Source organism: Enterobacter sp. Taxon_8, assembly GCF_058354585.1.
On the sequence record NZ_CM177989.1, the window covers coordinates 1,449,047 to 1,463,386 of the forward strand.

At 56.7% G+C, this 14,340-nt stretch carries 12 protein-coding genes and 1 pseudogene; 7 read left to right on the forward strand and 6 right to left on the reverse strand.

The window, feature by feature from the left end; genetic code table 11:
• The first annotated feature begins 15 nt into the window (after nt 1-15).
• Nucleotides 16-1,026 carry a galactose/methyl galactoside ABC transporter permease MglC gene (mglC, locus tag AC4IBF_RS06845; RefSeq protein WP_008500921.1) on the forward strand — a complete coding sequence of 337 codons (1,011 nt, stop codon included), beginning with the start codon at nt 16-18 and terminating at the stop codon, nt 1,024-1,026.
• A 50-nt stretch (nt 1,027-1,076) separates the two neighbouring features.
• On the opposite strand, the gene AC4IBF_RS06850 is transcribed toward mglC, so the two are convergent.
• From AC4IBF_RS06850 to AC4IBF_RS06875, 6 genes are all read right to left on the reverse strand, one after another.
• Nucleotides 1,077-2,465 carry a glutamine synthetase family protein gene (locus AC4IBF_RS06850; RefSeq protein WP_367897311.1) on the reverse strand — a complete coding sequence of 463 codons (1,389 nt, stop codon included), beginning with the start codon at nt 2,463-2,465 and terminating at the stop codon, nt 1,077-1,079.
• 124 nt (nt 2,466-2,589) lie between these two features.
• A complete protein-coding gene (sanA, locus tag AC4IBF_RS06855) occupies nt 2,590-3,306 on the reverse strand; it encodes an outer membrane permeability protein SanA (RefSeq protein WP_008500918.1) in 717 nt (238 codons plus the stop codon).
• A 126-nt stretch (nt 3,307-3,432) separates the two neighbouring features.
• On the reverse strand, nt 3,433-4,317 hold the full coding sequence (cdd, locus tag AC4IBF_RS06860; RefSeq protein ID WP_133294814.1) for a cytidine deaminase: 885 nt from the start codon (nt 4,315-4,317) through the stop codon (nt 3,433-3,435).
• Nucleotides 4,318-4,446: 129 nt separating this feature from the next.
• Nucleotides 4,447-5,142 carry a CidB/LrgB family autolysis modulator gene (locus tag AC4IBF_RS06865; protein WP_111965322.1) on the reverse strand — a complete coding sequence of 232 codons (696 nt, stop codon included), beginning with the start codon at nt 5,140-5,142 and terminating at the stop codon, nt 4,447-4,449.
• Nucleotides 5,139-5,534, reverse strand: a complete 396-nt coding sequence (locus AC4IBF_RS06870) for a CidA/LrgA family protein (RefSeq protein ID WP_111965323.1) — start codon at nt 5,532-5,534, stop codon at nt 5,139-5,141. Before AC4IBF_RS06870 ends, AC4IBF_RS06865 begins: the two co-directional genes overlap by 4 nt.
• A gap of 190 nt (nt 5,535-5,724) precedes the next feature.
• Nucleotides 5,725-6,429 carry a type 1 glutamine amidotransferase gene (locus tag AC4IBF_RS06875; protein ID WP_133294813.1) on the reverse strand — a complete coding sequence of 235 codons (705 nt, stop codon included), beginning with the start codon at nt 6,427-6,429 and terminating at the stop codon, nt 5,725-5,727.
• A 59-nt stretch (nt 6,430-6,488) separates the two neighbouring features.
• Here AC4IBF_RS06875 and AC4IBF_RS06880 point away from each other — a divergent pair, with 59 nt between their 5' ends.
• From AC4IBF_RS06880 to AC4IBF_RS06905, 6 genes and pseudogenes are all read left to right on the forward strand, one after another.
• Nucleotides 6,489-7,286: an AraC family transcriptional regulator gene (locus AC4IBF_RS06880; protein ID WP_133294812.1), complete on the forward strand. Its 798-nt coding sequence runs from the start codon at nt 6,489-6,491 to the stop codon at nt 7,284-7,286.
• Nucleotides 7,287-7,327: 41 nt separating this feature from the next.
• Entirely contained in the window at nt 7,328-8,260 is a 933-nt protein-coding gene (dusC, locus tag AC4IBF_RS06885) for a tRNA dihydrouridine(16) synthase DusC (RefSeq protein WP_491463215.1), read from the forward strand.
• Between the two features lie 358 nt (nt 8,261-8,618).
• Complete coding sequence (locus AC4IBF_RS06890; protein WP_252093315.1) at nt 8,619-9,908, forward strand: carbohydrate porin; 1,290 nt, start codon at nt 8,619-8,621, stop codon at nt 9,906-9,908.
• Between the two features lie 166 nt (nt 9,909-10,074).
• Nucleotides 10,075-10,908, forward strand: coding sequence for a BglG family transcription antiterminator LicT (gene licT, locus AC4IBF_RS06895; RefSeq protein WP_491463216.1), 834 nt, complete (start codon nt 10,075-10,077; stop codon nt 10,906-10,908).
• 29 nt (nt 10,909-10,937) lie between these two features.
• A pseudogene (bglF, locus tag AC4IBF_RS06900) lies at nt 10,938-12,898 on the forward strand (PTS beta-glucoside transporter subunit IIABC); the annotation flags it as partial.
• Between the two features lie 12 nt (nt 12,899-12,910).
• A complete protein-coding gene (locus AC4IBF_RS06905; RefSeq protein WP_136195426.1) occupies nt 12,911-14,305 on the forward strand; it encodes a glycoside hydrolase family 1 protein in 1,395 nt (464 codons plus the stop codon).
• Nucleotides 14,306-14,340: the final 35 nt, after the last annotated feature.

Consider the following 14,340-nt stretch of genomic DNA (forward strand, 5'->3'; position numbering starts at 1 on the left):
GATCAGGGGCTCCTCATGAGTGCGTTAAATAAAAAAAGTTTTCTCACTTACCTGAAAGAAGGCGGTATTTACGTTGTTCTTTTAGTCTTGCTGGCAATCATCATTTTCCAGGACCCTACGTTCTTAAGCCTGCTGAACCTGAGTAACATTCTGACCCAGTCCTCCGTGCGTATTATCATTGCGCTGGGCGTGGCGGGCCTGATCGTGACCCAGGGGACGGACCTTTCTGCCGGTCGCCAGGTGGGTCTGGCGGCGGTTATCGCGGCAACTCTGCTGCAGTCGATGGAAAACGCTAACAAGGTCTTCCCGGAAATGGCCACCATGCCGATTTTCGTGGTGATCCTGATTGTCTGCGCCATCGGTGCGGTGATTGGTCTGATCAACGGAATTATCATCGCCTACCTGAACGTGACGCCGTTTATCACCACCCTGGGTACGATGATCATCGTTTACGGTATCAACTCCCTGTACTACGACTTCGTCGGCGCTTCGCCAATCTCAGGCTTTGACAGCGGCTTCTCGACCTTTACGCAAGGGTTTATTGCGCTTGGCAGCTTCCGCCTGTCGTACATCACCTTCTATGCGCTGATTGCGGTGGCCTTCGTCTGGATCCTGTGGAACAAAACGCGCTTCGGCAAAAACATCTTCGCCATCGGCGGTAACCCGGAAGCGGCGAAAGTCTCCGGCGTTAACGTAGCTCTGAACCTGCTCATCATCTATGCCCTTTCCGGCGTGTTCTACGCCTTCGGTGGGATGCTGGAAGCGGGCCGTATCGGCTCTGCAACCAACAACCTCGGCTTCATGTATGAGCTGGATGCGATCGCAGCCTGCGTGGTGGGCGGCGTCTCCTTCAGCGGCGGTGTGGGTACGGTACTGGGCGTGGTGACCGGTGTGATCATTTTCACCGTCATCAACTACGGGTTGACCTATATCGGCGTGAACCCGTACTGGCAGTACATCATCAAGGGCGCCATCATTATCTTCGCGGTTGCGCTGGATTCACTGAAGTACGCCCGTAAGAAGTAATCGTCTCTCTCCATATCCGGCCCGCTCACCGAGCGGGCTTTTTTTATGCTCTATGCCAGATGGGACTCCTCTCTGGTCACAATGCGCTCAAACCAGTCGAGTTCAGAGAGCTTGCAGGCGACCCACTGTTCGGAAAAGGCATCGCCCAGGCTGTCGGTGAGATACTGACAGCGGGCAAAGGCCTCAATCGCCTCCTGCTGGAACAGCGGCAGTTCCGGTTGGTCGTGCTGCGGTTCAGGGAGATCCCCCTCGTCGATATGTTCCAGCCCGTACAGCATGCCGGTCAGGATAGTGGCCGCCACCAGATACGGATTCGCATCGGCCCCGGCCAGCCGGTACTCGATACGACGGTTACTCTCATCCGAGCAGGGAATACGCAGGGCGGCGGAGCGGGTGTTATAGCCCCAGGAGTTAAAGACGGGTTCCGTCAGGCTTTTACGCAGGCGACGAAACGCGTTGACGCCTGGCGCAAGAATGGCGACGGAGGCGGGCATCAGCGCCAGCTGGCCCGCGACGCACAAACGTATCATGCTGTTAAGCGCGTTCACCGGGGAAGCAAAGACGTTTTCGCCGTGACGATTGTTCAGGCTGAAATGGAAGTGCAAACCGCTGCCGGCCAGCTGGCTGAAAGGCTTAGCCATAAAGTTGGCCTGCAGACCGTGCTTTTCAGCAACGTAACGGGTCAGGCGACGAAGCGCCAGCACGTTATCGCAGACCTCAACGACGCGATGGCTGTGCTTCAGGTTTAATTCGTACTGTCCGGACTCGGCTTCCGCCACGACCCCTGACAGCGGGATGCGCTGCAGGTGGGCCAGCTGTTCCAGCTCGTCAAACAGCGCCGCATGCGCCGACGAGGTATCCATGTGAAAACAGCCCTGATTTTGCGGATCGCGTTCGCTCTGTCCCGTCAGATAGAACTCGATTTCCGGGGCAATGACCGGGAAAAGGCCGTGCTGGTGGAAGCGGGCCACGACGTTCTGCAGTATCGCGCGCGGCTCAAGCGGGCAGGGGTTATCGTCGCTGTCCTTCATCGTCAGCATGATCTGCGCGGTGTGCTCCGGATCCTGCGGACAGGGGCGCAGGGAGCCGGCGACCGGGACGCACAGCCGGTCGGGTTCATCATGAAGCGGCGCGGCAATTTTTCCTTTCTGATCCATCGAGTAAACGGAAAGGGGAAAATAACAGCCTTTTTCCAGATTCAGCATGCTCTCTACCGAGAGGCGCTTGCCGCGCATCGTGCCGTTGATATCGTTCAGATAAACGTCAACATGTTTCGTTTGCGGGTAACGTTCCAGATAATCGGCCACTTCCACGGCAACGTTGTGCTGCAGGGCGTCTATTTTTTCATCCAGCCAGAGACCAGAAGTAAGTGCGCCAGGGAGTGATAAACCGGGAAAGTTAAAGTAGGGGCGGAGACTTTTGAGGAAAAACGCATTCATTATCGAGTTCATAGTCATTCTTCAATGAAGCCGTAGCGGCAATGAACTCAGCTTAAAAGAGCAGACGTAAAGGGGAGATAAAAAGCGTCAGGCCGGCCGTAAAGAAAGTATAAAGGCGGCCCTGCTATTTCTCTTTTTTCTGCATATCCAGCAGCTGCTCAGGCGTGACGGCCGGGTAACCCTGCGCGTCTTCCGGCACTTCGTGCATCGCCGGAATCGGCACCAGAGGGCCTAAAAAGCGCGGTTCGCGTTTGAAGATATACAGATCGGCCAGGGCACCAAAGCGGGCGCCGAACTCGCGCACGCGCACGCTCAGCATATCTTTTGGCGAAGGCACCGCGTAGCACTGCGCCTGAATGCCCATATGCAGGGCGATAAACAGCGCGCGCTCGCAGTGGAAGCGCTGGGTGATGATGATGAAGTCGTTGGTGTCGAAGACTTTGCGCGTGCGCACGATGGAGTCCAGGGTGCGGAACCCGGCGTAGTCGAGCACGATATCGGCAGGGTCCACGCCCGCCGCAATCAGGTCCTTACGCATCGTCACCGGTTCATTGTAGCTTTGCAGGGCGTTATCGCCGCTCAGCAGCAGGTAGTTCACCTTGCCGCTGTTGTAGGCGTTCAGCGCGCCCTGAATGCGGTAACGGTAATACTGATTGATTACGCCGGTGCGGTAATACTTGGCGGTGCCAAGCACCACGCCAACCTGACGATACGGCAGGTCCTGCAGGTCATCAAAGATGTAAGGGGCGGTTTTCCAGCTCATCCAGCGGTCAAGACCCAGCACGATCAACAGCAGTATGCCGACCAGGACAGACAGGCTGTAAAAAACGCGCTTTAACATGCAGATGGCTCGTTCGTGGAAGAAATTTAACTCAGGCTACTTTACCCGCCTGGTTAGCGCAAGAAACAGCGACTCAACTGAGGGGTTTTTCAGCAAACGGGCGGGCATTTTTGCCCGCCGGAAGGATTACGCCAGCAGTACGCGGTCAATCGTCGTACAGCCCAGCGCTTTTAGCGTTGCGGCGGTGGCATCCCACTGGATCAGCGGTGCATCGGCAATTTCAGCCAGAATGGCGCGCTGAATGTCAGGATAATCATAGCCGTTCAGGCTCAGCAGGTTAAGCGCGCCCTGAAGCGGCGGCAGCGTTGGGTTAAACGCGGCGTTTTCCGCATAGCTGCCGGTGAAGATTCGGCCATCACGGCACTGCAACGCTACGCCGCTCGGGGACTTGCTGTATGGCGTGTGACTTTTATTCGCCGCGCGAATCGCTGCCTGACTCAGGTCATCGCCGGACAGGGCGTAACCGTGGTCCTGATCGTCCATCAGCAGCGTTTTGATCTCCAGATCTTTCGGACCAAATGCGTCAGGCAGATAATCGCCCAGCGTGTGCGGCGCGCGGCCCGGCAGATTGATGCGCAGCTGCAGCCCGCTGTTCAGCTCGTTCATAAACTGACGGCAGTGGCCGCACGGAGTGTAGTTAACGGTAATGGCGCTCAGCGCTTTTTCACCGCGCAGCCAGGCGTGGCTGATGGCGCTCTGCTCGGCGTGAACCGTTTGCTGCATGGTCGCGCCCAGGAACTCCATGTTGCCGCCGAAGTACCAGGTACCGCTGACGCCGCGCGCAATGGCCCCGACGTTGAAGTGGGAGAGATCGGCCCGCGCGCAGGCGGCAGCCAGGGGTAGCAGTGCGAAAGCCAGCGCGTCTTCGTCCAGTCCCGTTGCCTGTTTCAGCATCGTGACCTGCTCCGCGGTCAGCAGGGCGGGGAAGTGTGCATCTGCCAGAACGGGAGCCAGGGCTGACTGCAAATTCTCTGCAAGCTGGGCGAAAGCAGCTTGAAAACGTGGGTGCATGGCGTTTGCCTCATAAAGGTTAATGGATCGGTAGTTTACGGAGCCGCCAGGGCTTTATATGTGATCCACTTCTCATTATGTATGCAACTTATGAAAGCAAAATGAAATTTGCGCGACGCATCGCAAATTTTAGCCCATCACCGCCAGAATCAGCGGGAAAATGAACGGGGCCAGCAGGGAGGTGATAATTCCGCAGATCACCAGCGCCAGCGAGCTAAACGCCCCTTCCTGATAATCCAGCTCCGCGCAGCGGGCAGTGCCCAGGGCGTGGGAAGCTGTCCCCATCGACAGACCTCGTGCCGCTTTAGTATGAATGCGCATACCGTTCAGCAGGCTGTGGCCAAACACCGCGCCGAGAATACCGACGAAAATAACGCACATTGCGCTAATTGCCGGAATACCGCCGAGGCTACCGCCAACCGCCATCGCGATAGGCGTGGTCACAGATTTAGGCAGAATAGAGGCGGCAATCTGCGGGGAGGCCCCCATCAACAGCGCCACCGACGTACCGGTGATCATCGCCACCAGGCTGCCGACAAAGCAGATGGTAATGATGGATTTCCAGCGGGCGCGGATCTGGTGCAGCTGCTCGTATAAAGGAAAGGCCAGCGCCACAACGGCGGGCTGCAGCAGGTCGTTTAAAATTTTGCTGCCGGCAAAGTAGCGTTCGTAAGGGATGCCGGTGAGCAGCAGGAACGGAATAATCACCACCATTGCCACCAGCAGCGGGTTCAGCAACGGCATTTTGAAACGCGCGGCAAGCTTACGTGCGGCGAAGAATACTGCGAGGGTGAGCGGCAGCGACCACCAGATATTGGCCATCATTTTTTTGTTTTCTCCCCAATCACGTTACGTTCGCCATGCACCAGATGCGAACTCCAGCTCACGACCAGGAAAACCACCAGCGTACTCACCGCGCAGGAGACAACAATCGGGCCGAACTGGGCCTTGAGCAAATCAAAATACTGCATGACCCCGACGCCGATAGGCACGAAAAGCAGCGCCATATAGCGAATGAGGACGAAGCAGCCGGGATTGACCCACTTTGCAGGCAGGATTTGCAGCGCCAGCAACACGAAGAGGATCAGCATGCCGATAATGCTGCCGGGAATGGTGATGGGCAGCAGTGACGCGATGAAAATCCCGGCATACAGGCAGGCGTAAATCAGGACGAATGCGCGCAGATATTGCCAGATAATGTTCAATGTTTTGCTCATGGTTATAGTCCTTGCTGAAACGCATTCATCATACAATTAAACCTAAAAATGTGCCACGGATCACATCATGAATTTTGAGCATACCAGACATTCCGGAATGGAACGTCCGGTATCATCTTACTGGTGCAGGCAATAGTTTAGAGGAAAGGAATTGCACTGGCGAAGTAACGCGCCAGAGAAGGCATCAGCGTCAGGCGGTCAGTTTATCGAGAAAAGAAAACAGCACCTGGTTCATTTCGCGATAATCATGCGAGCGGAGTTTTTCCGCCGTTTCGACAAAACGGAATTCACCCGCGCGGCGGAGGTCATTCTGCGAATGCTCAATCAGCAACTCTACAACCTCCGGCGTCAGCTCCATATGGCACTGAAAACCGTAAACCCGTTCGCCATATTCCACGATCTGACGGGGGCAGCCCTCGCTGTAAGCCAGCACTTTAGCCTGCGGCGTCAACCCTGGCATGTCGTTATGCCAGTGACCGACGTTCAATTCGTGGCCAAAATCCGCAAACAGCGGGTTCGCCTTGCCTGCATCGGTGAGCCTGACGGGAAATTTGCCGATCTCTTTTTCCGGGCTATGGCAAAACGCTGCCCCCAGCGCTTCGCCGATAAGCTGCGAGCCAAGACAAACGCCTATCACCGTTTTACCTGCCTCTATCGCGCGGCTGATGAGTGTCTTTTCCGCCTGTGCATCGAACCAGGGACATTCCTCAGGCGTGGTAGCGGGGGACTGCGGGCCTCCCATGATGATAAGCAGGTCCGTGGTCCCCAGCTCCTCGGGTAAAGGATCGCCCTGATAAACTCTGGTGTAGCTCAGAGTATGGCCGCGGCTTTTCCCCCAGATTTCATAGGCGCCCGGCGCTTCGAAATGTTCATGAATGATAAATTGAATGTGCATTGCGTCTCTCTTCGGTTACATGTACAAGCAGCATCATAAGTGGAAGGGAGGAATGTGAAATGCCAACCGTTATCGATAAAACGCCAATTCATGACGATGACATCGGATGGTCCAGAGGGGCTATTAGCTATACGCGCGGCGAAGTGGATCCGCCTCACCAGCATTCACAGGGACAGCTTTTGTTTGCCATCAAAGGGGTGATGCTGGTCGAAACCGGCAATAAGCGTTGGGTCATACCGCCGCAGCGCGCGCTGTGGATCCCTCCCTTTCAGGAGCATACCTACAGCGTGTTATCCGCAACGGAGCTCCGGGCGGTCTGGTTTAGCCCTGCTCTGATATCGCAATGCGGATCTTTTAAACGGAAAGAAGAGGTTTACGTCATTATGGCGACAGCGTTGTTCAAAGAGCTGATTGCCGGGCTGTTCAGTGCGGAATACCGGCCAGCCACTCAGCGCAGCATGGCCGTTTTGCTGCTCGATATTCTCAGTGAAGCTCAGCAAATCTCGGCCGAATTACCGATGCCCGTGGATGAGCGCTTACATCGCGTTGCCTGTGACATCATTGCCAACAATCTCTGGGATCTTTCTCTGGAAAGGCTGGCGGAACGGGCCGCGATGTCTGAGCGCACATTTTCACGCGCGTTTATCAAAGATACTGGCTTTAGCTTCCGGGCCTGGCGACAGCGCGCAAGGATTTGTGCCTCGCTGGACCTGCTCGCCAACGGATACCCGGTTAAGCAGGTGGCCTGGATGCTGGGGTTTTCAGGGCAGGCGGCATTTGCGGCGGCGTTTCGCGCCGTTGTCGGGGCAACGCCGGCTGACTTTCTCCCTGAACAGAAGCGCTTCCCAGCGATATAGAGAGCGGCTACTATAGCGCGTCTTTTTTCACAGGTACTGCTATGCGTGTTTTACTGGCCCCAATGGAAGGCGTGCTCGACTCCCTCGTGCGCGAGCTTCTGACCGAGGTGAACGACTACGATCTCTGCGTGACGGAATTTCTGCGCGTGGTCGATATGCTGTTGCCGGTAAAATCCTTCTACCGTCTGTGCCCCGAGCTGCACAACCAGAGCCGGACCTCTTCCGGCACGCTGGTGCGTATTCAGCTGCTCGGCCAGTATCCTGAATGGCTGGCGGAAAACGCCGCCCGCGCGGTTGAGCTGGGCTCTTACGGGGTGGATCTCAACTGCGGCTGTCCGTCGAAGCTGGTGAACGGCAGCGGCGGCGGGGCGACCTTGCTGAAAGATCCTGAGCTGATTTATCGCGGCGCGAAAGCCATGCGCGAGGCCGTGCCCGCGCATTTGCCGGTGACGGTTAAGGTGCGCCTGGGATGGGACAGCGACGCGCGGCAGTTTGAAATCGCCGATGCGGTGCAGCAGGCCGGAGCCACCGAGCTGGTGGTGCATGGCCGCACCAAAGAAGACGGCTACAAAGCCGAGCGCATAAACTGGCATGCGATCGGCGAGATCCGCAAACGCCTCTCTATTCCGGTGATCGCTAACGGCGAAATCTGGGACTACGAGAGCGCGCAGGCCTGTCTGCAAGCCACCGGCTGCGATGCGGTAATGATCGGTCGCGGCGCCCTGAATGTGCCCAACCTCAGCCGGGTGGTGAAATATAACGAGCCGCGAATGCCGTGGTCAGACGTCGTCACGCTGCTGCAAAAATACAGCCGTCTGGAAAAGCAGGGCGATACCGGTTTGTATCACGTCGCGCGTGTTAAACAGTGGCTGAGTTATTTACGCAAAGAGTACGATGAAGCGCTGGGGTTATTTCAGGAGATTCGTACTTTACAGACGTCGGCTGATATTGCCCGGGTAATTCAGTCGAAATAATAAGCGTTAAATTGCTCACACTTTTTTAAAACAGAAAACAGTTCAGGTTTTCAACGTGGCGCGACGGTGTTAAGGTGCCACTGTTTTCAACGCAGGATTGTTACTGGTTAACAGGCAAAACCTAAGCGTTTCACAGCATTTTCGCTGTGGAGCGCTTAGGTTTTTTTTTGCCTGTCGTTTACGCAGGAGAGACATTTGGCTTAGCGCTTTTTAATGATTTTAAAAAATGAATTATCGACAGGAAATAGAAAAATTTCCTGGGGCCGGTTACGCACTCAATACTCAATCACAGGTTGTTATCATGGCATATAAAAATAAACTCTATGCGTTCGCCTTATTGGCGATATCCCCGCTGTCGATGGCGCAAGACTGGAACGGTACGGTACTAGGTTTTGAGGCTCCACCGGCGCCGCTTCTCGGCAATATGCTCGGTGTGCGTAAAATTCTCAACGATAACGGCTTTACGTACAATCTCGGCTATTTGAATGAGATCGGCTGGAACGGCGGCGGTGGCTATAACCACGACTCCCACGTGGCCTATATTGACCAGTTCGCGCTGACCTTCAACCAGGACCTGGAGCGCTGGACCGGTATCCCGGACGCGCGTATCGAGGGAAACATCGTTAACCGCAACCACAATGACGATCTCACCACCAAACGCGTGCAGGATCCGCGCGTCAACTTCAACGATCTGACCCAGGAGAGCTGGGGCGGGCAGTCGATTACCCGTCTGGGCTGGCTGACCTTTGCCCGCAGCTTTGACAACCGGCGTCTGACCTGGCGCATAGGGATGATGAACAAGGTGCAAACCTTCGATCAAATTATCCCCTGTGATTTCCAGCTGCTGTCCCAGTGCGGCGGAAAGTCCGCCAACTCGCTGACCTGGAACAACTGGAACGTGCACACCTGGGGCACCACGCTTGCCTATAAACTCACGCCGACGCTGACCTTAAAAGGCGGCGTGATGGAGCAGAATCCGCAGGCCGCCAGCCGCAGCCATGCGTGGAGCTGGTCGACGAAGGGCAGCAAAGGGATCTTACTGCCGGTTGAAATCGAAGCGCGTCCGCTGATTAACGGCCTGCCGGGCGCGTACAACCTGGGCGTGGTGTTTACCAACGCGCCGCAAACCGATCTCTATCGCGGCAAATCGGGTGGGGCGGGGGCGACGGACCCGGACGGATTCGATACGCACAGCCGGACCTGGTTTATGTACGCCGGACTGAACCAGCAGCTAACGCAGCATCAGGACGATCCGAATCGTGGGTTGAGTACCTCGTTCAGCATGAGCCTTGCGGATCAGAGCAGTAACTACATGCACCAGGTTTACGCCGCCTCGCTGCGCTACCGCGGGCTGTTTGATGCGCGACCGGAAGACTGGATTGGCTTTGGCTTAACCTGGATTGATATGAGCAGCCAGTACGCCCGCAACCAGCGTTACCTGAACAGCCTGAGCGGCGTAAGCGATTATGACAATCCGGCGTATCACCCGGTGCCGGGCCATTCCCTGAACGGTGAGTTTTACTACCGTTTTCGTCCGGCGTCATGGCTCGAGCTGCAGCCGGGCATTCAGTACTGGCATCATCCCGGCGGGGTCAGCCGCACCCAGGATGCCTGGGTCACCGAGCTGAAAACGGTGGTGACCTTCTGATATCACCGTAGCAAGTTCGATCCGCGTCACGTTTCTGACGCGTGACGCATTGAGGCTACGAATGAAACTGATAGAGTGCCAGAACTGGATTGTTACTGCTTAGGCAGGCAAAACCTGATTTTCTGGCATCTGCCGGAGGTCAGGTTTTTTTGTTTCTGGGGTTCCGATGAAAATCGCCAAGATACTCAATAATAACGTGGTGGTTGTTCAGGATGAGCGCGGGCGTGAACAGGTGGTGATGGGCCGTGGGCTGGCCTTTCAGAAGCGCGTCGGTGAAGCGCTGGATACCGCGTTGGTTGAAAAGGTGTTTGCATTACAAAGCGATGAACTGGTGCGTCGGCTCGGAGAGCTGCTGAGTCAAATTCCGCTGGAGGTGATGACCACCTGCGATCGCATCATCGGGCTGGCGACGCAGCGGCTGGGCAAGCTGCAGGAGAGCTTGTATATCACCCTCACCGATCACTGCTACTTTGCGATTGAGCGGCAGAAGAACGGGCTGGCCATCAAAAACGTGCTGCTGTGGGATATTAAACGGCTGTATCCGAAGGAGTTCGAGTTAGGGCAGGAGGCGCGGGCCGTTATCGCCACACGCCTGAACGTCGAACTGGAGGAGGATGAGGCCGGTTTTATCGCCCTGCATCTGGTCACCGCGCAGCTGAACAGCGAAATGCCGGAGGTGATGCACGTGACGCGGGTGATGCAGGAGATCCTCCAGCTGGTGAAGTATCAGCTGCAGCTTGAGTATGACGAAGAGTCGCTCAGCTATCAGCGTTTTGTCACCCACTTGAAGTTTTTTGCCCAGCGGATGCTCACCCGCACCGTGGTAGAAGATGACGATGTCTCGCTGCATACGGCAGTAAAAGACAACTACGCGAAAGCGTGGAAATGCGCCGAGAAAATCGCCCAGCACCTGAACAAAAGCTATCAGCGTGAGCTGACAACCGAAGAAATTATGTTCCTCGCCATTCATATCGAGCGGGTGAGAAAAGAGGGGCGTTAAGCCTCAAACAGGATTGTTACTGCACTTCGCAGGCAAAACCTGAGCGCGGCCTTCGTCAGAAGGCCGTTCTCGGGTTTTTTTATTTTTTGTACTCAGTCAACAGGTGCCTGCGGGCATCGGATGTAAGGAAATCGAGATGGAATACCAGGCTTTAGCGAAGGATATTCTCGGCCACGTTGGCGGAAAAGAGAACATCGTCAGTCTTGTGCACTGTGCAACCCGGCTTCGCTTCAAACTGAAAGACAATCAACGGGCGGATGCGGAAGGGCTCAAGAAAAATCCGGGCGTGATCATGGTGGTCGAAAGCGGCGGCCAGTTTCAGGTGGTGATTGGCAACCACGTTCACGACGTCTGGCAGGCGGTGCGCAATGAAGCAGGTCTTACCGATGACGCCCCTGTCGTGGAAGAGAAGGGTGAAAAGGGTAACCTGCTGGGCCGTCTGATTGACATAGTCTCCGGCATCTTTACCCCGTTTATCGGCATTCTGGCCGCGTCCGGTATTCTGAAAGGGCTGCTGGCGCTGGCCGTGGTATGCGGCTGGCTCACGACCGGGAGCGGCACGTATAAAATCTGGTTTGCCGCCAGCGACGCGCTGTTCTTCTTCTTCCCGATGGTGCTGGGCTATACCGCCGGGAAAAAATTCGGCGGCAACCCGTTTATTACCATGGTGATCGGTGGGGCGCTCACCCATCCGGTAATGATTGCGGCGTTTAACGCCAGCCAGCAGCCGGGCGCGGTGTCGGACGCCTTTTTGGGCATCCCTGTCACCTGGTTCAACTATAGCTCGTCGGTGATCCCGATTATTCTCGCCGCTTGGGTGAGCTGCTGGCTTGAAAAACAGAGCACCAGGCTGCTGCCTTCTTCGATGAAAAACTTCTTCGCGCCGCTGATCTGTCTGGGCGTAACCGTGCCGCTGACTTTCCTCGTTATCGGGCCGCTGGCGACCTGGCTGAGCCAGCTGCTGGCGAACGGCTATCAGAGTATTTACGTTCTGGCGCCGTGGCTGGCGGGTGCGGCGATGGGCGCGCTATGGCAGGTCTGCGTTATTTTTGGCCTGCACTGGGGGCTGGTGCCGCTGATGATTAACAACCTGGCGGTGCTGGGGCATGACTCCATGCTGCCCATGCTCTTGCCCGCGGTGTTTGGTCAGGTGGGGGCGGCGCTGGGCATTTTCCTGCGCACCCGCGATGCGCGTCAGAAAATGCTGGCCGGTTCATCCGTGACGGCAGGTATTTTCGGTATCACCGAACCCGCAGTGTATGGCGTAAACCTGCCGATGCGCCGTCCGTTTATTTTTGGCTGCGTGGCGGGGGCTATCGGCGGGGCGATTGTCGGCTTCAGCGACACCCACGTTTACTCTTTCGGCTTCGCCAATATCTTTACTGTCGCCCAGATGATCCCGCCTGGCGGCGTGGACGCCACGCTGTGGGGCGGCATTATCGGCACCGCGGTGGCGCTGGTGCTGAGCTGCGGCCTGACGCTGGCGGCGGGTATGCCAGCACGCTCAGCGCCCGAGGCGGTTGCGCCAGCGGGCGAAAACGATGTGCTGGCACCGATGACCGGCACCGTTCTGGCGCTCGACCAGGTGCCGGATACCACCTTTGCCAGCGGCCTGCTGGGCAGCGGTGCCGCGATTATTCCCTCCGATAACAAAGTGGTTGCCCCGTTTGCCGGCGTGGTGGCCTCTCTTTTCCAGACCAAACACGCCATTGGCCTGCTTAGCAACAGCGGGATTGAAGTGTTAATCCACGTGGGTATCGACACCGTGAAGCTCGACGGCAGGCCGTTTACCGCCCACGTGAAGGTGGGTGACAAAGTGCAGCCCGGCGATCTGCTGCTGGAGTTTGACCGACAGGCGATCATCGATGCCGGATACGACCTGGCGACCCCGATTATTATCAGTAACAGCGATGAGTATCGCGACGTGGTGACCGTGGCGGCAACGTCCGTCAGTGCCGGTGCGCCGTTACTCAGCGTAAGCCATCAATAACAGGAGAACGTGATGAAAACTTTCCCGGACGATTTTTTATGGGGCGGCGCGGTTGCCGCGAATCAGGTAGAGGGCGCGTATCTGGAAGGGGGAAAAGGGCTGTCCACCTCAGACGTTCAGCCGCGCGGTGTCTTTGGCCCGGTGGTTGAGCGCGTGGCGGGTGACAGCGGCATCAAGGATGTTGCCATCGACTTCTATCATCGCTATCCGGAAGACATCAAACTGTTCGCTGAGATGGGCTTTAGCTGCCTGCGCGTCTCCATTGCCTGGACCCGCATTTTTCCGAACGGCGATGAGCAGCAGCCTAACGAGGCGGGGCTGGCGTTTTACGACCGGCTGTTTGACGAGCTTGCTGCGCACAACATTACCCCGCTGGTGACGCTGTCGCATTACGAAATGCCGTGGGGGCTGGTGAAGCAGTACGGCGGGTGGGGCAGCCGCCAGACTATCGGCTTCTTTGAACGCTATGCCCGTACCGTGTTCGCGCGCTACAAAGTGAAGGTGAAGCTCTGGCTTACCTTTAACGAGATCAATATGTCTCTGCACGCGCCGATGACCGGCGTGGGCCTCCCGGAAACCAGCAGCAAAGGTGAAGTGTATCAGGCAATCCACCACCAGCTGGTTGCCAGCGCGCTGGCGGTGAAAGCCTGCCACGAGATCGTTCCTGATGCCAGAATCGGCAACATGCTGCTGGGCGGCCTGATGTATCCGCTGACCTGCAAGCCGGAAGATGTTCTGAAGACGCTGCAGGAAAACCGCACCTGGCAGTTCTTTGGCGACGTGCAGTGCCGCGGCGCCTACCCGGGGTATATGCAGCGCTTCTTCCGCGACAGCGGTATTCAGCTTGAGGTCACGGACCCCGACCGCGAGGCGCTGAAATCGACCGTCGATTTTATCTCCTTCAGCTACTACATGACGGGCTGCGTTACCGCGGATGAAGCTCTCAACCAGCAGGCGCGCGGCAACATCCTGAGCATGGTGCCAAACCCGCATCTGGCAAGTTCCGAATGGGGCTGGCAGATTGACCCCATCGGCCTGCGTACCCTGTTAAACGTGCTCTGGGATCGCTATCAGAAGCCGTTGTTTATCGTGGAAAATGGCCTCGGGGCGAAGGATAAACCGGATGCGGACGGTGTGGTGCAGGATGACTATCGCATCAGCTACCTTAACGACCATCTGGTACAGGTGCGTGAGGCAATTGATGACGGCGTTGAGGTGATGGGATATACCAGCTGGGGGCCAATCGATCTGGTGAGCGCGTCTAAAGCTGAACTCTCTAAGCGCTACGGCTTTATTTACGTCGATCGCGATGACAGTGGAAAAGGCACGCTGGCGCGCAGCCGCAAAAAGAGCTTCTACTGGTATAAAGAGGTTATTGCTACGAAAGGTGCTTCGCTGAAAGCCTGATATCGAGGACGTTGCCCGGCGATGCGCCGGGCAAA

Bases quoted from the DNA above. Each gene is read 5' to 3' on its own strand.
- dusC (WP_491463215.1), top strand. From the start codon at position 7,328: ATGCGTGTTTTACTGGCCCCAATGGAAGGCGTGCTCGACTCCCTCGTG.
- sanA (WP_008500918.1), bottom strand. From the start codon at position 3,306: ATGTTAAAGCGCGTTTTTTACAGCCTGTCTGTCCTGGTCGGCATACTG.
- AC4IBF_RS06850 (WP_367897311.1), bottom strand. From the start codon at position 2,465: ATGAATGCGTTTTTCCTCAAAAGTCTCCGCCCCTACTTTAACTTTCCC.
- AC4IBF_RS06880 (WP_133294812.1), top strand. From the start codon at position 6,489: ATGCCAACCGTTATCGATAAAACGCCAATTCATGACGATGACATCGGA.
- AC4IBF_RS06905 (WP_136195426.1), top strand. From the start codon at position 12,911: ATGAAAACTTTCCCGGACGATTTTTTATGGGGCGGCGCGGTTGCCGCG.
- AC4IBF_RS06875 (WP_133294813.1), bottom strand. From the start codon at position 6,429: ATGCACATTCAATTTATCATTCATGAACATTTCGAAGCGCCGGGCGCC.
- AC4IBF_RS06865 (WP_111965322.1), bottom strand. From the start codon at position 5,142: ATGATGGCCAATATCTGGTGGTCGCTGCCGCTCACCCTCGCAGTATTC.
- cdd (WP_133294814.1), bottom strand. From the start codon at position 4,317: ATGCACCCACGTTTTCAAGCTGCTTTCGCCCAGCTTGCAGAGAATTTG.
- mglC (WP_008500921.1), top strand. From the start codon at position 16: ATGAGTGCGTTAAATAAAAAAAGTTTTCTCACTTACCTGAAAGAAGGC.
- AC4IBF_RS06870 (WP_111965323.1), bottom strand. From the start codon at position 5,534: ATGAGCAAAACATTGAACATTATCTGGCAATATCTGCGCGCATTCGTC.
- licT (WP_491463216.1), top strand. From the start codon at position 10,075: ATGAAAATCGCCAAGATACTCAATAATAACGTGGTGGTTGTTCAGGAT.
- AC4IBF_RS06890 (WP_252093315.1), top strand. From the start codon at position 8,619: ATGGCGCAAGACTGGAACGGTACGGTACTAGGTTTTGAGGCTCCACCG.